Raw genomic sequence first — 17564 nt, 5'->3', positions numbered from 1 at the left:
AACGAAAGATACCCGCCGCAATTGTGAGTAGAATTTGACGGCAATGACCTCCCGACACCCCAAACCCATCAAGCCTGGCCTGCCCGGCCAGGCCAGCTTGCCATCCCGCCCGGCTGAACCCGCCCCGCCCCCCGAGCCGCTGCGCTTGCAGCGCGCGCCCCAGTTGCCCGCGCTGCAGGCACTGCGCGCACTCGAGGCCGCTGCCCGCCACCGCAGCTTCTCGCGCGCGGCGGAGGAACTGGCGCTGACTCACAGCGCCATCAGCCACCATCTGCGCGCGCTGGAGGACAAGCTGGGCACCAAGCTGTTCCAGCGCACCGGCCACCTGATGATGCCAACCAATGTGGGCGCGCGGCTGGCCGAGCGGATTCGCGACGGGCTGGCGGAACTGGAAGACGGCCTGCGCGAGGCCAGCAACGGTGGCGCGCCGCAGGTGGTGCGGCTGGAAGTCAGCGTCATGGCCGACCTGGCCAACGCTTGGCTGATCCGCCGCCTGCCGAGCCTGCACGCTGCCCTGCCGGGGCTGGACTTGCATCTGCGGCTGCACGCCGAGATCACGCCGCCCGATCCGTACTCGGTGGACGTGGGGATCTGGCACCAGCGCGTGGACCTGCCCGGCTTTGCCTGCCACAACCTGATCGAAGACCATGTCATCGCGGTGGCCAGCCCGGCACTGCTCGCGCGCTACCCCGGCTTCACGCTGGCCGACCTGCCGCGGCTGCCAATGCTGCGCTTCGCGCTGCGGCCGTGGCGCGACTGGCTGGAAAGCGCCGGCCTGCCTGGCACGGAACCCGAGCGCGGGCCGATCTTCCAGGACGCCGGCATGATGCTGCAATCGGCGGTGGCGGGACTTGGCGTGGCCACCGCGCGCCTGCAACTCGCCAGCGACTACCTTGCCAGCGGCGAGCTGGTGCAGATCGGCACCACCCGCATCCCGTCCAGCCTGCACTACTGGGTGACCTGGCGCGAAGGCAATCCACGCGAGAAGGTCATCCTGCGGTTCCATAGCTGGCTGCAAAGCCAGGTGGCGGCCGCCGCCCCGCGCGCGCCGCTTGATGCACCTGCACCAGATACACAGCCGGGCGCCTGAGACCTAGCGTCCGGCAGCCCGCAGCGCTTCGATGCGCTCGCGCGTGAGCGGATGCGTGGAGAAAAAGCTGTCGCCATCGTCGCCATCCCCGTTGTTGCCGCCATCCTCCGCGGCACGCCGGCTGCGGCGCTCCCGCTTGGTTTCGCGCTCGCCGGAGGCGGCTGGCGTGCTGGCCTCGCTCCCGCCATCGGCCTTGGCCGCCTGGGCTTCCGCCTGCCGGGCGTGGGCGTCCTCCAGCGCCTGCAGGACGTCGGCAAACGCCGACACCGGCAAGTGGTTGCGCTGCATGACCTCCACCGCATACGCATCCGCCGCGCGCTCATGGTCGCGCGAGTAGCGCAGGGTCAGGATCGCGGCGGGCACGCCCGCCAGCACGGTGGAATAGTCACCAAAGAAATAGGCCGCCAGCGCGCCCACCGCCGAGGCCTGGAGGATCTGCTGCAGGCCATGGCGCTCGGCCACGTGCCCGGCCTCGTGGGCGAGCACGCCCATGAGGCCCGGGCCCACGCCGGTCAGCTTGACGAGTTCATCGGTCACCACGATGGTGCCGCCCGGCAGGGCCAGTGCATTGGGCCCGAGCTTGCCACCGTGGCGGAACAGGATCTCGTACTCGTGGCCAGGATCGGCCGGGCGCACCAGCGCGGCGAAGTCGGCGCGAATCCGTTGCTGCTGCGCCTGCGGCAGAGCCGAGGGCATGAGCAGGCCATGATCGATGCTGGTAAGCGTGGCCTCGCCGAGGCGGGCTTCCAGCGTCGGCGGCACGCTGCGCGCCACCATGCCGGCGCCCCAGGGCAAGACGTAGAAATATCCCAGCAGCAGCGCCGCGGCCAGGCCCAGCACGGACAGCAGCGCCAGCCGCCAGCTGTTCTGCGCACGCACCACCCAGCCCTCGCGGTAGCCACTGGCGCCCAGCAAGGCGGCAAAACCGGCGTGGTCGGTGACCTCGCAGAAGGCGCCATCGGCAAACGTGACCAGGCGCGGCGCGCGTTTGACCCGTTCGGAGACACGCAGCGCAGCCAGCGGCGCACGGCGCAGCACCGTGCCAAGTGCATCGCGCAACACCGCATCGCGCCCTTCGATGGAGAGCATCACCCGATGGGCACGCGACGAGCGGCCATCGAAGTAAGTGGCGGCTACCGGGGCGGTGGCCGTGGCGTCGGGGATATCCTGCATCAGGGCCTTGGTATCGAAGTGAACGAGGCTTGCGCGGCGATGACTACGATGACTGCGGTCACAGCGCGATGTCGATGTCGTACCAGTCCACCGCGGCGTCGCCCAGCGCACCCACATGCTGCGTCTCGCCAGCCACGAAGGCGTCCAGCGGACCCGCCGCGAGCATGGTCATGCTCTCGATACGGTAGCGCATCGAGCGCACGCGCGCGAACGGCAGGAACAGGCCCAGCGTCAGTGCATTGGCGATCATGTTGGTGGCGAAGATAAACAACAGGCGACCCGCCTTGACCTCGCTGCGAAACGCGTGCGGCGCCAACGTGGTGTGATTCCACACCAGGTTCTGCAGCCGCGCCATGAAGAAGGGGCCGACCGCCATCATCGCCACGAAAAAGCCAATGACGGCCATGATCCCCGCCACCGCCGGCGCGCCCATGCCCGCCCCCATGCCAGCGCCAATCCCGGCGCCGATGCCCCTGCCCAGCATGCCGCCGGCCACGCTCATCCCCACCACGACCGCCACCATCATGCCGAATGCGCGCAGGTAGACGCCATAGAAGCCGCCCGCGCTCGCGCTGATGCCGAAGGGCGCGGTGCCGAAGCGGGTGTTGTCATGCTGGTATTGCTTGAAGCGCTGGTGCGCCAGCGGCGCCAGTGCATAGAGGCTGAGCGCCGTGAGCACTGGCCAGAGCAGGAACACCTTGTAGGCCTGGGCATCGCTCCCGGTAAAGGCGAAGCGCAGGCCGCGGTAGCTGGAGTTCGCCATGCGAAAACGCAAGGACCGCACCAGCAACAGCGGAAACACCACCGCCAGAGCCAGGCCCAGCGCCAAGGCCACGAACAGCGAAATATGGCTGGCAAGCTGGAACACCATCGCCAGGCCAAACACGATGGCGCGGCCCTTGAGGATGGCCGAAGCACGGCCGTGGTAGTCGAAGCTCGCGCCGTCCAGCCGCGTGTTGCGGTAGAAGTACTGCATCGTGCGGACCTTGGCCCAGGCCGAATAGATGCCCAGCGTGACAATGGTCAGCAAGGTATTGACGATCCAGATGCGGAAAAACTCCGATCCCGAGCCGATGAACTCGAACCGCAGAGGACGCACCGTGGCGGCCGGCTGCTCATATGCCGCCGCGTGGAACGCATTGTTGTCTAGCTGCATCCTGCTTTCTCCCGTGAATTGTGCAATTTGGCGGTGCGCCGGCAAACCGCAGTGCCCGCACGCCGCGCGACGATATCCCTTATCCCGGCATGCCGGCCAGCAATGTATCAGGAATGCAACCAAATCGATCGTATTCGCCAGCCGTGACAGGAAGTTCCCTCCTCATCCAACAAGGCGAGGAAAAGCCCGGGCCAATGTGACTCAGTTAACACTCGTCACCCTATCAGGCTACATCTTTTGTCGCTGGCGCACTGTTTCGGCACGTGTGGTATGCCGCTGGCCCTTCCCTCCGGCAGTCGGTGGGCATTATTGTGCACAGTCAATTTGCGCGGGGTTGTATCAACGCTGCAACCATTCGCACGGTCGTGCGGCGACTGCTCCACCACCCGAATACGTTCTCACGAATACCCTTTGGATGGTTCCCGGGCGATGTAGTAAAGGAAGCCTCACCCATCTCTTTCGCCACTTTTGGTGATCTGAGAGAAGTCAGAGCATCGCTTTTCGCCATGCCGGCCATGCTGCGGCGCACACAACAGCCCCGAAGGCAGTAACGACAAGGAAACACTTTGTTACAAGAAACGCAGAATGTAACAAGTTCGCAAAATGCATTCTTAACAAAATCAGCAGTTTACAAACCATGGCACGTTCGTCGCTCTTGTCTTCGTTACAAAGAGCAGAGCGACCGAAAAGATTGCCGATGTCAGCAAATACGGTACGCCAGGGATGCCGGCGACAAGGCGGTGCAAAACCGCCAGCCGCGGCATCACGATAATCAGACTTGAACGGGGAGTGGAGCAGTGGCCGTGACAGAGCTTGCTTCGCGGGGAGGTTAAGCGCCGGGCCAGCGCCGTTTTCAGAATCCATGGCCCACGCCGCACACGGTAGCAGCAACGCTGCCGGTGCGGCGATTTCTATCTGCTTTGCAGTACTTTCAGGCGCGGGCTCGGTTCCAGCGGGACGGTGGAACCGGCCCGCCGCACTATCTCGCGGCTTCGGAGGTTCAGAGAGGCTGCGGCTGGGCGACGTGTTGGCCGAGCACTGGAGGTCTGGCCGCTCTGCATACACGCAGCAAGCCTGCCGTCAGGGCCCACAAACCCACGCCACCCACGACATCCACCAGGTAATGCCCCCCCTCCGTCGGCGTCGACAGGATCATCGCCAGGTTCAGCAGGCATGCGACCACGAACCCGGTGCGGGTCCAGCGCATCGTTTGCACAAAGATCAGCGCCATGGCGGTGTGATAGGACGGAATGGACACCAGCCCCTGTACGTGCGCGAGATCGAATACCTGCATCGCTCCGGCACGTAATACGTTGAAGTGTGAAACGCTGGCCATCTCGGCGGCGCTTGCCACGCCGAACGAGACATAAGCCCCGGCGGCTGGCCAAGGGGCGGCAATCAGCAACAGCAGCGTGCACGAGAGAATCATGTTGGACATGAACTCACGCAAGTGTTCAGCCCGCCCCGCCAGACCGGTCAGCATGGGAACCAGGAGCAGCTGAGCCAGGCCGCTGGCGTAAGCCAACTGCAGAATGAGAGTCACGGCGGGCCGCGCCCTGACCCAGTTGTAGACCTGCGGCCAGTCAAAACCCAACAGCTTGTCCAACTCGGCCAGCCTGGCATCCATCAGAGGCGGGGCCAGCGTGATCATCAAATAAGACATCACGCTCATGATATTGGTGAAGGCTACCAGCAGAGCGCCACATTGCGCCACTAGCGCCAGCCGCCGATAGTGCAGTCCGCGCGATGTGGCTGTCACCCGCGGCATGCCTGCGATCAAGCTGAGAATCAGCGCAATGCCGGCAAGCATCGCCACGGCCCTGCCGATGGCAACGAGGCTGGCATGGGCCACGGAACGCCCGCTTGCCGCGAGCCAGATCGAATCCAGAACCAGAAACCCGAGCGCGATCATCCATCTGATCGCATCCCCCCGCGTGAAGACCCTATCGCCTGTTTTCATTTTGCAGCCCCTCCCCGGACTCATCCAGCTGCGCGCCCCGCTCGCTCGTCTCAGGCGAGGTACTGCATGCAAGATAGCTTAGTCGGGCTGCGTCCGGCATCGACTCTACGTGGGACTACCAAAGTACTAGGCGCCCAGGTATCGCTCCCCGAGCCGCCGGTTGCCTGGGGCAATTCCGCCGAGGCGCCATGCCTTTGCCGCTGCGGACCCGTTTTCACAAATGCAACCAATCCGCGTGAAACCGGCGATCTATGTAAGGCATGCGCAACTCATCCATACAGATGAGTCCGGGCCGCGTTCTGGCTTGTGAAAAGTACGCTGCGCGCTATATCGTCCATCCTTCGGACTACGACTTTTGCAGTTAGCAAGAATCTCTCGTACTTTCGTTCTCATCGGTACGTGCGACTGATAGTTCTTTCCAACCCTCGCACCGAGTACCGCCGGAGATACGCATTTTCAGAAATGCAACCATTCGACCCGCTGGTGCCGGGAGAGATCCCTACCGCAGGCCACATGCCGGCAATGGGAAAACCCGCACCCGGGATGGAAGCACGGGCTTGGAAATGCGAAGCAGCCGTTCCATTCAACAAACACAAGGTGCTAGAACTTCGCATTTCACGGTCGGGGGCATTCCGAATCCCAAGATTCGCAGGACGATGCGCAGTAACACGGAAGAAACATTCTGTTACACACTTGCGTTGGCAAGTAGCGAACTCACAACCGGCCCTGTTAGTGAAATCAATGACTTAGCAGCGTTGGCACGTTCGTCGCATTTATGCTTCGCAGAACATGTGATCGGACTAAAGCCGCAAGCCAGACCACAACAACCGGCGCCGCCTCGCGAGCGCCAAGTCCGGCGACAAGGTTATAAAGTACCCGCAAGCCCAGGCGGGACCAGGGGAGGGGCTCAGGCGCAGGGCCGCGCCAGATAACTACACGGCCCAGGCAGGACAGGCATGCAAAAACGTGCCTGCCCGATGATAGATGGTTGCAGTCATTTCAGGCGCGGGTCGATCCGTAAATGGTCAGGATCGACCCGCGGCACCTGCGCAAGGCGCGATGCACAGTCCATGACGTGCCGCGTGCGGGTGCTCCGGCGGGCTTTGCCCGTTGGCAGGGTTCCTGAAGTCAGTGGGGACGGGAGGTTCACCATGCGAGTCGGGTCCGGGGAGCTTGTCGGCATCATGCCGACGTTCAATTTTCACCCTCGTTCGTGACAAGCTGGCATTCGTGCTTAGCCAGGTGCGGTGATCGAGCCGGGCCCGATGTGGCCCGGACCCGAGCGCCATGCAACTGGCAAACTGAAGACCCTCCATCCCCGAAGCCGCGATGCGCTGGATCAAGCATCGCCCTTCAAGAAGACCGCGAACTAGAACAAGTCCGGAACGGACACTAGCTCGCAACAAGAAGAAGAGATCGGGGGAGGGTTATATGACCGCGTACGTCAATCGTCCGCTGCTGTATCTGTCGCAGCATCACGACGCCATGCGTTGCAGGTTCCTGGCGCAACAAGGCTGGAAGCTGATCTTCGCGTCAAGCCAGCGAGAGCTCGATGCACTCGCCCAGGACACACAGCCCATCAGCGGGCTCCTCGATATACACAGTGGATTCAGTGACGCCGAACTCGAGTCGTTCGAGCCTTGGCTCGCTCAGCCGAATATGAGTTGGGTCGCCACTGTCACGAGCAAGGAAGCGCTCTCGGATTCAGCGCGCCGTTTGCTCGGGCTGCACTTCGTCGACTACTACAGAGATCCTTGCGATATGTCGGCGCTGGCCCATTCCCTGGGCCACGCGGTCGGCATGGTGCAGTTGCGCCTGGAGGCCTCGCATCCTCCGACCCCGGCGAGCGGCCTCGACGGCATGATCGGCAATTGCGCTGCCATGCAAAGCCTGTTTCGCGGCATAGAGAAAGTCTCCAGGTGGGATACGCCGGTGCTCATCGCCGGCGAATCGGGCACGGGCAAGGAGCTAGCCGCCCAGGCGATCCACCGCGCTTCCCGGCGTGCCGGGCAGCCCTTCGTGGCGGTCAACTGCGCGGCAATTCCCCCCACCCTGCTCATGTCGGAACTGTTCGGCTACGAGCGCGGCGCCTTCACCGGCGCGCTCAAGCGCAAGCCCGGGCGCATCGAGATGGCACACGGGGGCACCCTCTTCCTCGACGAGATCGGAGATATGCCTCTCGAAAGCCAGGCCAGCCTGCTGCGCTTTCTGGAAACCGGCCGCATAGAAAGGCTGGGCAGCACCGAGTCGATCACGGTCGATGCGCGCATTGTGTCTGCCACGCACGTCGATCTCGACGCAGCAGTTGCGGCAGAACGCTTCCGCGGCGACCTCTATCACCGCCTGTGCGTGCTGCGCGTCAAGCAGCCGCCGTTGCGCGAACGGGAAGGCGATATCACGCTGCTGGCCGAGCATATCCTGAACAATATCCGCTCGCATTCACCGGATCATATCAAGGGCTTCTCGCCAGCAGCGCTACGCGCCCTCAGCGCGCATGACTGGCCCGGCAACGTGCGCGAACTGATCAACCGTACCCGGCATGCGGCAGCCATGTGCGAGAACGGCGTCATCACGCCGTGCGACCTGGACCTGCAACCACCTCCCGAGATCCGCCCCCAGACACTGGCGGAAGTGCGCGAGGCGGCGGAGCTGAATGCCGTCAAGGAGGCCTTGCAACGGCACCACGAGCGGCTTATCGACGTGGCCGCGGAGTTGGGGATCTCGCGAGTCACACTCTTCCGGATGATGCGCGAGCACAGGCTTCAGGTGAGAAAAGGCGGGTTAGGCATGGTTTGCCTGCAAGGCTAGTCCAATGCCAGAAAGCGCGTTAGTACAGGAGCAAAGCCATGTCGCCCGATGCCTATCTTGAAATGGCGCAAACCGAAGCCGCTCACTGGTGGTTCCGCGGCCGCCGGGATATCGTCGCAGACATGATCAAGCGCCTGCGCTTGCCGGCCGACGCGTCCATCCTCGAAGTGGGGGCCGGCACGGGCGGCAATCTCGCCATGCTATCCCGCTTTGGCAAGGTGAGCGCCGTCGAAATGGATGCCACCGCACGGCAAATCGCCGAACAGAAGACGGCAGGCCAATTCGACATCCGCGGCGGCAGGTGGCCCGACGATGTCCCATTTTCCGCGCCGGGCTTCGACCTCATCTGCTTTCTGGATTGCCTTGAGCATATCGCCGAGGATACCGCCTCGCTTGTGAGCGCACGACGCATTCTGAAGCCAGGCGGCGCGGTGCTGATCACCGTGCCAGCCTATCAGTGGCTCTGGAGCCGGCACGACGAATTCCTGCACCACCAGCGGCGTTACAGCCGGCAGGCTTTGCGCGCAACCGTCAGCGCGGCGGGCCTGGAGCTCGAGCGGATATCGCACTTCAACGCCCTGCTGTGCCCGTTTGCCATTGCCGCGCGGCTCAAGGACCGGCTCAGCGGCAGCCTTGCCTCGACGGGCAGCGCGGTGCCCGCAGCACCGCTCAATGCCCTGCTGCACCGGATATTCTCCGCGGAACGGCACTGGCTCTCGATGTCACCCTTGCCCTTCGGCATCTCCCTGCTGGCTGTTGCCCGGCTGCCGTGAGCGCACGGATCGATCTCGCCGGTACCCGGCTTATGCGCTTCGCCTTGTCAGGTGCCGCAGCGACCCTGCTGCATGTGACAACGGCCTCGACACTCATCGCCTGGGGCTCGGCGTCACCCATGCTGGCCAACGGTGTTGCCTTCATCATGGCAACGGGTTGCTCCTACCTGCTCAATACACTGTGGAGCTTCTCGAGCCGGCTGCACCGCAAGAATCTCGCGCGCTTTCTTGTTGTATCCGCGCTCGCGCTGATCCTCACGGTGCTCATCTCCTGGGCCGTCCAGGCAACGGGGGGCAGCTACTGGATCGGTTTGCTGGTGATCGTCATGGTGGTGACGCCTTTCAGCTTCCTGATGCATAAGCTCTGGACCTACCGATAAACTGCCCCCAGCAACATCCATCACCGCTCCTGGGATACTCGCCGCACGCTGGCCAGGTTGACCACCCGCTTGCCGGCGGCAAACTGCCCCGTCTGGCGCCGTTCCTGATAGCGACGGCGCACCAGGTAGATGGGCCGCCCCTTGGCTTCGTAGTAGATGCGGCCGACATACTCCCCTACCACACCGATGCCGATCAGCTGAACTCCGCCAAAAAACAGCAGCACCGAAAGCAAGGAGGCATAGCCGGGCACCTCCACACCAAGCACAATCGTGCGCGCAATAATAAAGATGCCGTACCAGAAAGCGATAGAGGCGATCAGGAACCCCAGATACGTCCATACGCGCAGCGGCAGCGTGCTGAAGCTGGTAATGCCCTCCAGGGCGAGATTCCACAAACGCCAGCCCGAAAACTTGGAATGTCCTGCATTACGCGCCTCACGCTCGTAGGGCACGATCACGGTCCGATAGCCCACCCAGGCGAACAGGCCTTTCATGAATCTCCTGCGCTCCGGCAACTGCTTGAGCGCATTGACGACCACGCGGTCCATCAGCCGGAAATCGCCGACGTTCTCCGGCAGCTTCAATTCCGACAGATAGTTATGCACCCGGTAGTAGGCCAGCGCCGCCGTGCGCTTGAGAAACGAATCGCACGAGCGGCTCGCGCGTTGAGCGAGGACGACCTCGGCCCCCTCCCGCCAGCGCGCAACCAGGACGGGAATCAGGCTTGGCGGATCCTGCAGGTCCGCATCGATCGGGATGACCGCATCGCCAAGCGCCTCATCGATCCCTGCGGTGAGCGCGGCTTCCTTGCCAAAATTCCGCGTGAGGTCGATCACCCTCACGCGAGCGTCCCGCCGCGATATCTCGAGCAGCTTTTCCAGCGTGCCGTCGTTGCTGCCATCATTGACGCAGACGATCTCGAACGTGGCCGCCTCGATCGATTCAAGTACTGGCACGACGGATTTGAAGAATCCTGGAATGGCATCGCGCTCATTGAAAAATGGCACCACCAGAGAGATCTGCTTGCTATCGTATTGATCAATCATGACCCACCTCCCCCACCCGCGTTTCATTGTTGTGGCACGGCTCCGGGTGCTGAACTCGCTCCGTGCGGATTCGACGGACTATATGAAACAACGTTGCCAGGATCGCAAGCGGCATGAACTGGAATCCGATCGCCTGGACAACAAGCAACCCGAGCAGTGGCGTGAGCCAAAGGACGAGTAGCAACTCCTTCTCCCAGCGCATCCATCCGCGCTCGATGGCGTAACCGGCAAGCCAGAGAATCACGAAACCGAGAAATGCGAGGTCGTAGTCGTAGAGATAAGGACTGAGCATCAGCGTGGCCGCCATCAAAGCGCTCGCCCGCAGCGGGAAACTGGCCGGCCGGCACCACGCATAGATCACGACGCCGGCGGCAAGGGCCGCCACCATGGCATGGATGCCATAGGAGAGCGCGAGATTGCCGCCCAGCAATCTCACCAAGGCAAACACGGTCGGCATCCGGACGAGCTTTGCTTCGCCACCCTCCACCGCGAGGCGTGCCATGTCTGCATTGGCGAGGAATGAGAAAAAGGTCTGCGTGCCGAACACCGAAGCGCTCAAGGCCAGCAGCGCGGCTGAGGAAGCCACCATGGCTGCCAGCGCCTTCCAGGCCCGAGCACAAACCAGTGCAAGCGGGAACAGCAACGCCAGGTGTGGCTTGATGGTCAGGATTCCCATCACAAGCCCGGCAGCAACCGGGTGACGCCGCACCATCGTCAGCGAGAGCGCGGCCAGACCGGAAGTGAGCAAGGCATTCTGCCCCGTTGCGCACACCACGGCGATACCGGGGAAGGCCATGCCTGGCAGCCATGCGCCGCGCCAAAAAGCAATGCGGCTCCCCGCCCACAGGTAGAGCGCACCGGTCGTCCCGATAAAAGCCCCGTACGCAGCACCGAATGAAAGCAGCGCCAACGGACAGACCAGCAGCAGGAAGCTAGGCGGATAAAGCCACGGAAGCGTGCCCCCGGCGGAGGCGAGGGCCGGCATTGCGGCGATCTCGACCAGCCGCAAGGTGGCGTCATCGTAGGCACCCGTAGGGTTGCCGTTCAGGGCAAGCTGGGCGGCGCTCCAGAAGGCGACGAAGTCGCCGCCGAACAGGCTCGCATCACCTTGCCTCGACAGACAGGCACGCCAGATCCAGATCGAGAAGAAGAGAACGTAGGCGACGAGCGCCACGGCCGAGTACAGGCGCACCCGCTCGGCGTTCAGCCAGTGCTCGCCCGGCTGCTGCTCGCCATCGACTGCGGCAACCACTCTCATTGTGCGCATGTCACGCTCCACGCCACCGGGATGCCCGCCCGCCGCAGGATTGCGCCGGCCACCAGGATCAGGATCACGGGACCGATCTGCGGTAGCTTCATGAAGGGATTAAGAAGTTCATACAAGGGCAAGAGCCACACGACTATCAGCAATTGCTGCTCGCCGCGCAGCCATCCTCGCCTGAGGCAGTCGCTCACCATGCCGACAATGGCAAGCCCCATCCAGGTCAGCTCATAGCCATGAAGATATGGGGTCGTCAGCATCGTGGCCGTGGCGAGCATGGCGACGCGAAGCCCTGCGGGAGTCTGCCGCAACCAGACATAGAGCAGGCCACAGATCGAAAACAAGGCAACCAGGCCTTGGGCCAGGTAAGCCTGGGCGATGCTGCCGCCGGACAGGCGCACCGCCGCAAACGCTGTCGGCGAAATGAGCCACCCCTGCGGGCTATGCTCAATCAGCTGCACCCGCGCCAGTTCGGCAGCGCCAAGGAAGGCCGGGATGGTTTCCCAGCCAAACGCCACCAGGCTGGCGCCAAGCAACGCGAGTGCGGTCAGGGCCGCGGCGGCGAGGGCTCTCCAGGCCCGCGCCGCGATCAAGGCAATGGGGAACAAGAGGCCGAGTTGCGGCTTGATACAGAGCAGGCCAATACAAACGCCGGCGAGCACCGGGCGCCGCTGCAGCCAGTACATCGATAGCGCCGCCAAGCTGGCTGTCAGCATGGAATTCTGCCCCAGCAAGAGGGTCAGCAAAACCCCAGGAAACGCGACGATCGGCAGCCAATTCCCAGACCTCCAGCTCGTTGCGGAACCAAGCAACCTTAGCAGGGACGTTACATAGAGATACGCCGTGCCGGCTGAGAAGAGGAAATAGCTGACCGGGAACGGCAGCAGCGCCAATGGCAGCACAGCCAGCAGGAATGTCGGCGGATAGAGCCAGGGCATAAAGAAATCGCCGCCTGAGGTCTGCGAGCCGAACGCCGCCATTACCGGGGCCAGCGACTCAAACACATAGGCATCCTGCGCAGAGCCTTGCAGCGCTAGATAGGAAGCGCTCCAGAATACGGAAAAATCCACCCCGGGACGCGCCGCATGGCCGCTCATGAAGCCGTTGCTGGCCCATCCCCAAGCGACAACAAATAGACCGAAGAACACCAGCACGACAACGCTGTAGAAGCGAACCCGGTCTAGGCCGAGCGCGTCGGACCGCGGGGATTCCTTGCCTTCGCGCATTCTGGCCCTCACAATCCGCTCCTGTTCATGTCCTCGCAATGGCGCGTTTCTCGTACGTTGAAAAAGGCGCTACGCGATGCCGGTTTTCCTCTCGCTTTCGACGCGCTATTTGCCGAGCATCTTTAGCTGGTTCCTGGCACGCGCTCTGGGTTTCTCATCAGGTGCCGTGGCTTCAGTCTTGTCTGAATCCCAAGATTAAACAAGCGCGCCCCCTGCCCGAAAACAGCGCGTTTTACGGCGTTCCAGGGCAATAAAGGCCCAACGTTTCAGCCTTGAATCACGAGCGAATAGCTGCCCGAGCCAGGCCTGGCGCCGAGGACACGCCAGATCCCCGTAAGACGGACAGCCATTTGACGTTTCTCGCCGGAAACATGCCCCTTGGCACCAGCCTCGCCACCATCACCTCAACCATTTGGCGGATCTGCCGGGCCTTGCGTCCGCGTGCAGAGACTGTGCACGCCCTTTGCAATGCCCTTTCGCGGAAAGTCATCCTTCCTTCCTAGCGACTTAGGACTAGCCGGACGCGTCGCGCCTCATCCATAAGGCGGCGTGACGCGTCCGTCGCCGCGCCGCACGTTTCCGCGCGGCAACGACGATGCCGACGCAGACCCTGGCTGGCACGCCCTCTGCGCACCCGCCCTCCCGGAAACCCTTTTAACTCAACGAATAGCAGTGGGGTGGCCCAGCTTTTGCCTATGGTTTGGCATGCGGCGCCAGGACAGTTCCAAGCTGGATGCCGAGGAAGCGGAGGCACACAGCAAAAGCGCCGAAGCCCGACAACGAATCAGCTAAATGAACTTGCGCCATGACTGCTGACCGACAACACGCCGTGCCCGCTGTCCATCTGGAAGCCGCAAGGACTATCTGGAGGGACGGCACACCGAATCGCCTGCCAGGGCTTCCCTCGCAGGCGCTGGAGAAAGGCATGCTCGACGGGATCCGGATTGCCGCCACGCATAGCGCCGCCATCTCTCGGCTTTGTCGCGAACACAAGGGTGGCAAGTGGCCGTTCCACGCCTTCGCAATCTGTGGCCCTCCGCAACGAACAACCCTCGCCCGTAGTTGATTTTCATTGCATCAAGTTTTTCCCAACACCGAAGGAGATTGCCATGAATACCCTGATCAACAACATCAAGCGCTTCGCCAACGATGAAGATGGCGTCACCGCCATTGAGTACGGGCTGATCGCAGCACTGATCGCCGTCGTGATCATTGGCGCGGTTACGATCGTCGGCACGCAGCTCGCGACCACCTTCAACAAGATTGGCACTTCGCTCACGTCGGCTAACGGCTAACGGCTAAAGCGAAGCGGACGGGCTCTTCAGCCCGTCCGCACCCCGCCTCGGCCAAGGCGGAATCACGATGGCACACGATGGAAAGGGGGCTTCACGACGCGAGCCATCCTGCCCAATCCAACGATCCACGACGACACGGCGGACACCATGCCAAAGCTAAGACGAATGTTCAGGGAACTGCATCGTGATCAATCCGGGGTTACTTCCATCGAGTACGCGTTGCTGGGTGTCCTGATCGCCGTTGCCATACTCCTCGCGGTCAAGTCGGTTGGCACCAGTGTGTCTGACCTTTACCAGAAGATCGCTTCCGCCGTCACCGCTTGAGCAGGAATGCCAGGTCCGAATAACGGGCCGGCACAGACAGAACAAAAAAAGTAGAGGGAACATCATGCTAGCCCAGTCCGCCTTACCGCAATACGTCGGTCCATTGGTGATCGTGCTGGTCCTGACCGCAGCTGCCATCGATGCCCAGCAACGTCGCATTCCCAATTGGCTGACCTTTGGGGCGTGGCTGCTCGCGCTGCCTGTGCAGATCATCCTGCACGGCTGGGGCGCCGGAGCCCTGGCCTGGGCAAGTGGCTGGCTCACCGGGTTCGCCCTGTTCCTGCCCCTCTACCTGCTGCGCGGCATGGCAGCCGGCGACGTCAAATTGATGGCCGCGGTGGGCGCCTGGCTGGGCGCGCCGATGGCGTTCGAGATTGCGCTGGCCACCTTCGTGGCCGGTGGGGTGTGGGCGCTGGCGCTGACGTTGTGGCGTGGCCGCCTTGGTCAGTTGCGCCGCAACCTTGCCTGGATGCTGACGTCGTTCGGTCAGGTCAGGCCTACGCTCACCCAGGACAGCGGTGCCCGCAACGCATCGTCATGGTCGGTTGGGTCGCTGCCCTACGGCGTGGCCATTGCCGCCGGTACGATCGGCGTGCTGTTCGCCTCCGCGTGACGACGACCATTCGCCATGATTCACCTGAACCAGAAACTGAAACTGAAACTGAAACGAAACTGAAATCGAGCTTGCAAGGCCGCATCAGCCAATAGACGGGGGGAGCAATGATCGAACACAACACATCGGGAACTGCGCAGCGGGCACCCGCGCCAGGCTTCGAAGCCGACAACCCGGACGACCACGGGCGCGAACAAGTGCGTCCGTGGCATCCCGCGCCCAGGACGGTCGCCGATACCGGCATCGACGTCACACTGCTGGTGGGACTATTGATGAAGGCGGCCTACCTGCATCGCAGCGCCATGCTCACCCAGTTGGCCGACACCCTCAAGTTGCCCGCCATGGTGACCCACGAGATCGCCAGCATCGCCGTGCAAGAGCGCATGCTCGAGGTGGCGCATCGTGGCGCAAGCGACCTTGACGTACGCTTCCGCCTGACCGATGCGGGGTATGCCAGGGCCGCCGAACTGGTTGCGCGCAGCAGCTATGTCGGCGCAGCGCCGGTCACCCTCGACGCATATCTCGCCGCCGTCCAGCGTCACTCCGTGCGCCAGGCATCGGTATCCAGGGCAGATATGGCTGCTGCCTTCGGCGACCTGGTCGTCCCTTCTCACCTGCTCGACGAGGTGGGCATGGCAGTCAATACCGGCCGGGCGCTGATGCTGTATGGCCCCGCCGGCAGCGGCAAGACTTACCTGGCACAGCGCCTTGGCAAACTCCTGCCAGGTGCTGTGCCGGTGCCGCACGCGATTACCGTCGCCAGCGAGATCATCCAGGTCTTTGATCCGCTCGTGCATGTCCCCGTCGATACCGCCGACGCACCGCTGCAGCTGCGCGCGACGGATCGCCGCTGGACCATCTGCCACCGCCCCGCCGTATTGTCGGGCGGCGAGTTGACGCTGTCCATGCTGGACCTGCGCTACGACGCCATGTCGGGCTTCTACCAGGCGCCACCGCATATGAAGGCCAACAATGGCATCTACATCATTGATGACCTTGGGCGCCAGTTGGTAGGCGTGAGCGAGTTGCTCAACCGCTGGATTGTGCCTCTGGACCGCGGCGTCGACATGTTCTCGCTGCAGACCGGCGTGAGATTCTCGGTGCCGTTCGATGTGTGGCCGGTGTTCTCGACGAACCTGGATCCCCAGCAGCTGGGCGACGAGGCATTCCTGCGCCGACTCGGCAGCAAGCTCTTCATCGGCCCCTTGTCGAGCGATGACTACCGCGAGGTGTACCTGCGTGCCGCCAGCGACGTCGGACTGGAAAGCACCGAAGCGGCATTCGACTTCCTGCTGGAGGGGCTGCATTTCCCCAGCAGGACACCGCTCCTGGCCTGCATTCCACGCGACCTGCTCGTGCTGGTGGCGTCCAGCGTGCTCTACCACCGCGGTCCACCGCAGGTGACGCAGGACGCGCTGCGCGGTGCCTGGAAGTGCTATTTCGGTGCGCAGGCAGTACCCGAATCCACGCGTCCCTCCGGCATGGGGATCGCATGGCAGGCCGCGCCTCAGGCCGCCAGCTGAGTGCCGGCATGCTGTCTAACGAACAACGGTAAGGGGAGTCATCATGAAAAACGCTCGAGCAATTCTGATGCTGTTCATCGCCCTGGTCGCGGGGGTCGCGGCGGTCGTCTCCGCCTCGCGGTGGCTGGTGCAGCAATCTTCCAGCTCTCTCAAACAGGTCGTAGTGGCGACCAGCGACCTGAATCTCGGACAACCGCTGACCAATGCGCAACTGAGCCTGGTGAGCTGGCCAGCGGGAAGCGTGCCGCCTGGCGCGTTTGAGGACCTCAAATCCCTCGAGGGGCGCGTGGTTCGTACCAGCGTCCAACGCGGAGAGCCGATTCTCGACGCCAAGCTCGCTCCGCTGGGCACCAAAGGCGGGCTCTCGGCGGTGATTGGCCAGGGCAGGCGCGCCATCACGGTACGCGTCAATGATGTGGTCGGGGTGGCGGGCTTTGCCTTGCCAGGCAATCACGTCGACGTGATTGTCAACACCAACGAGACCGAGGCCAAGGGCGCGGGCAACGGCAGCATCTCCAAGATCGTGCTGGAAAAGATCCTGGTGCTGGCGGTAGCCCAGCAAGTCAGCCGCGACGACACCCAACCGAAAGTCGTCAATGCCGTCACGCTCGAAGTCACGCCCGAACAGGCAGAGAAGCTCGACGTCGCCCGCAGTGTGGGCACCCTGTCGCTCGTCCTGCGCAACCAGGTCGACGTCGCCGCGGTCAGCACCGGTGGCGCCACCAAGATCACGTTGCTCGGCACGCCACCGACGGAGCAGCCCGTCAAGGTGATCACGGTCAATGCGCCGCACGCGCCGGCAAGACCGCGCCCGCTTGCAGCGGCACCGGCCAGGCCGGGCCATTGCATCGGTGTGCTGGCCGGCATCCAGGGCAGTCTTGAATGTTTCTGATGGCCAGGGCGGCCGCCCAGCCAGAATCTATTTGGCAACTCTAG

16 protein-coding genes are annotated in these 17564 nt (G+C 63.3%); 9 read left to right on the top strand and 7 right to left on the bottom strand.

The genetic code is table 11. From position 1 onward, the window contains the following. Positions 1–43: 43 nt before the first annotated feature. Positions 44–1090: a LysR substrate-binding domain-containing protein gene (locus RR42_RS04205; RefSeq protein WP_236701975.1), complete on the top strand. Its 1047-nt coding sequence runs from the start codon at positions 44–46 to the stop codon at positions 1088–1090. Between the two features lie 3 nt (positions 1091–1093). Here RR42_RS04205 and RR42_RS04200 read toward each other — a convergent pair whose 3' ends face one another. The 4 genes from RR42_RS04200 to RR42_RS04190 form a co-directional block, all read right to left on the bottom strand. Next, positions 1094–2263, bottom strand: a complete 1170-nt coding sequence (locus RR42_RS04200; protein ID WP_052494442.1) for a M48 family metallopeptidase — start codon at positions 2261–2263, stop codon at positions 1094–1096. Positions 2264–2321: 58 nt separating this feature from the next. Continuing rightward, a complete protein-coding gene (locus tag RR42_RS04195) occupies positions 2322–3419 on the bottom strand; it encodes a YjgN family protein (protein ID WP_043344402.1) in 1098 nt (365 codons plus the stop codon). A 486-nt stretch (positions 3420–3905) separates the two neighbouring features. Then, positions 3906–4283 carry a hypothetical protein gene (locus tag RR42_RS39455; protein ID WP_144409737.1) on the bottom strand — a complete coding sequence of 126 codons (378 nt, stop codon included), beginning with the start codon at positions 4281–4283 and terminating at the stop codon, positions 3906–3908. A gap of 136 nt (positions 4284–4419) precedes the next feature. Beyond that, positions 4420–5379 carry a phosphatase PAP2 family protein gene (locus RR42_RS04190; protein WP_043344399.1) on the bottom strand — a complete coding sequence of 320 codons (960 nt, stop codon included), beginning with the start codon at positions 5377–5379 and terminating at the stop codon, positions 4420–4422. 1431 nt (positions 5380–6810) lie between these two features. Between RR42_RS04190 and RR42_RS04185 the strand changes: the two genes are divergently transcribed. Genes RR42_RS04185 through RR42_RS04175 form a run of 3 tightly spaced genes read left to right on the top strand, consistent with a single transcriptional unit; the run spans position 6811 to position 9340 of the window. Further along, a complete protein-coding gene (locus tag RR42_RS04185) occupies positions 6811–8187 on the top strand; it encodes a sigma-54 dependent transcriptional regulator (protein ID WP_043344397.1) in 1377 nt (458 codons plus the stop codon). Positions 8188–8225: 38 nt separating this feature from the next. Continuing rightward, positions 8226–8960: a class I SAM-dependent methyltransferase gene (locus RR42_RS04180; RefSeq protein WP_043344396.1), complete on the top strand. Its 735-nt coding sequence runs from the start codon at positions 8226–8228 to the stop codon at positions 8958–8960. After that, the gene (locus RR42_RS04175) at positions 8957–9340 is read left to right on the top strand and encodes a GtrA family protein (RefSeq protein WP_236701974.1); all 384 of its coding nucleotides are present in this window, start codon (positions 8957–8959) and stop codon (positions 9338–9340) included. Before RR42_RS04180 ends, RR42_RS04175 begins: the two co-directional genes overlap by 4 nt. 20 nt (positions 9341–9360) lie before the next feature. Here the strand turns inward: RR42_RS04175 and RR42_RS04170 are convergent, their stop codons facing one another. From RR42_RS04170 to RR42_RS04160, 3 genes are read right to left on the bottom strand one after another with little or no spacing between them, the layout of a single operon-like run. Continuing rightward, positions 9361–10386, bottom strand: a complete 1026-nt coding sequence (locus tag RR42_RS04170; RefSeq protein ID WP_043344394.1) for a glycosyltransferase family 2 protein — start codon at positions 10384–10386, stop codon at positions 9361–9363. Then, complete coding sequence (locus tag RR42_RS04165; protein ID WP_063778396.1) at positions 10379–11653, bottom strand: glycosyltransferase family 87 protein; 1275 nt, start codon at positions 11651–11653, stop codon at positions 10379–10381. The genes RR42_RS04170 and RR42_RS04165 overlap by 8 nt, the downstream gene beginning before the upstream one ends. Then, positions 11641–12873 (bottom strand): glycosyltransferase family 87 protein, encoded by a 1233-nt coding sequence (locus RR42_RS04160; RefSeq protein ID WP_043344391.1) that lies wholly within the window; start codon positions 12871–12873, stop codon positions 11641–11643. Before RR42_RS04160 ends, RR42_RS04165 begins: the two co-directional genes overlap by 13 nt. Positions 12874–13982: 1109 nt before the next feature. On the opposite strand from RR42_RS04160, the gene RR42_RS04155 reads away from it, so the two are divergent. From RR42_RS04155 to cpaB, 5 genes are all read left to right on the top strand, one after another. Continuing rightward, positions 13983–14168, top strand: a complete 186-nt coding sequence (locus tag RR42_RS04155; protein WP_043344388.1) for a Flp family type IVb pilin — start codon at positions 13983–13985, stop codon at positions 14166–14168. Between the two features lie 165 nt (positions 14169–14333). Further along, positions 14334–14492, top strand: coding sequence for a Flp family type IVb pilin (locus RR42_RS04150; RefSeq protein ID WP_043344385.1), 159 nt, complete (start codon positions 14334–14336; stop codon positions 14490–14492). Positions 14493–14556: 64 nt separating this feature from the next. Continuing rightward, positions 14557–15105, top strand: coding sequence for an A24 family peptidase (locus tag RR42_RS04145; protein WP_043344383.1), 549 nt, complete (start codon positions 14557–14559; stop codon positions 15103–15105). Positions 15106–15212: 107 nt separating this feature from the next. After that, positions 15213–16628: an ATP-binding protein gene (locus RR42_RS04140; RefSeq protein ID WP_052494438.1), complete on the top strand. Its 1416-nt coding sequence runs from the start codon at positions 15213–15215 to the stop codon at positions 16626–16628. A 43-nt stretch (positions 16629–16671) separates the two neighbouring features. Then, entirely contained in the window at positions 16672–17520 is an 849-nt protein-coding gene (gene cpaB / locus RR42_RS04135; protein ID WP_043344381.1) for a Flp pilus assembly protein CpaB, read from the top strand. Positions 17521–17564 lie beyond the last annotated feature (44 nt).

Origin of the sequence: Cupriavidus basilensis (assembly GCF_000832305.1) — a bacterium.
GTDB lineage: Bacteria > Pseudomonadota > Gammaproteobacteria > Burkholderiales > Burkholderiaceae > Cupriavidus > Cupriavidus basilensis_F.
The sequence above is the reverse complement of the archived record's forward strand: the minus strand, read 5'-3'. Positions and strand labels throughout refer to the sequence as shown.

Excerpts from the sequence above, each read along its gene's own strand:
- cpaB (WP_043344381.1), top strand. The coding sequence starts at position 16,672 with ATGAAAAACGCTCGAGCAATTCTGATGCTGTTCATCGCCCTGGTCGCG.
- RR42_RS04165 (WP_063778396.1), bottom strand. The coding sequence starts at position 11,653 with ATGCGCACAATGAGAGTGGTTGCCGCAGTCGATGGCGAGCAGCAGCCG.
- RR42_RS04155 (WP_043344388.1), top strand. The coding sequence starts at position 13,983 with ATGAATACCCTGATCAACAACATCAAGCGCTTCGCCAACGATGAAGAT.
- RR42_RS04145 (WP_043344383.1), top strand. The coding sequence starts at position 14,557 with ATGCTAGCCCAGTCCGCCTTACCGCAATACGTCGGTCCATTGGTGATC.
- RR42_RS04195 (WP_043344402.1), bottom strand. The coding sequence starts at position 3,419 with ATGCAGCTAGACAACAATGCGTTCCACGCGGCGGCATATGAGCAGCCG.
- RR42_RS04140 (WP_052494438.1), top strand. The coding sequence starts at position 15,213 with ATGATCGAACACAACACATCGGGAACTGCGCAGCGGGCACCCGCGCCA.
- RR42_RS04200 (WP_052494442.1), bottom strand. The coding sequence starts at position 2,263 with ATGCAGGATATCCCCGACGCCACGGCCACCGCCCCGGTAGCCGCCACT.
- RR42_RS04170 (WP_043344394.1), bottom strand. The coding sequence starts at position 10,386 with ATGATTGATCAATACGATAGCAAGCAGATCTCTCTGGTGGTGCCATTT.
- RR42_RS04190 (WP_043344399.1), bottom strand. The coding sequence starts at position 5,379 with ATGAAAACAGGCGATAGGGTCTTCACGCGGGGGGATGCGATCAGATGG.
- RR42_RS04160 (WP_043344391.1), bottom strand. The coding sequence starts at position 12,873 with ATGCGCGAAGGCAAGGAATCCCCGCGGTCCGACGCGCTCGGCCTAGAC.
- RR42_RS04185 (WP_043344397.1), top strand. The coding sequence starts at position 6,811 with ATGACCGCGTACGTCAATCGTCCGCTGCTGTATCTGTCGCAGCATCAC.
- RR42_RS04150 (WP_043344385.1), top strand. The coding sequence starts at position 14,334 with ATGTTCAGGGAACTGCATCGTGATCAATCCGGGGTTACTTCCATCGAG.
- RR42_RS04205 (WP_236701975.1), top strand. The coding sequence starts at position 44 with ATGACCTCCCGACACCCCAAACCCATCAAGCCTGGCCTGCCCGGCCAG.
- RR42_RS39455 (WP_144409737.1), bottom strand. The coding sequence starts at position 4,283 with ATGGATTCTGAAAACGGCGCTGGCCCGGCGCTTAACCTCCCCGCGAAG.
- RR42_RS04180 (WP_043344396.1), top strand. The coding sequence starts at position 8,226 with ATGTCGCCCGATGCCTATCTTGAAATGGCGCAAACCGAAGCCGCTCAC.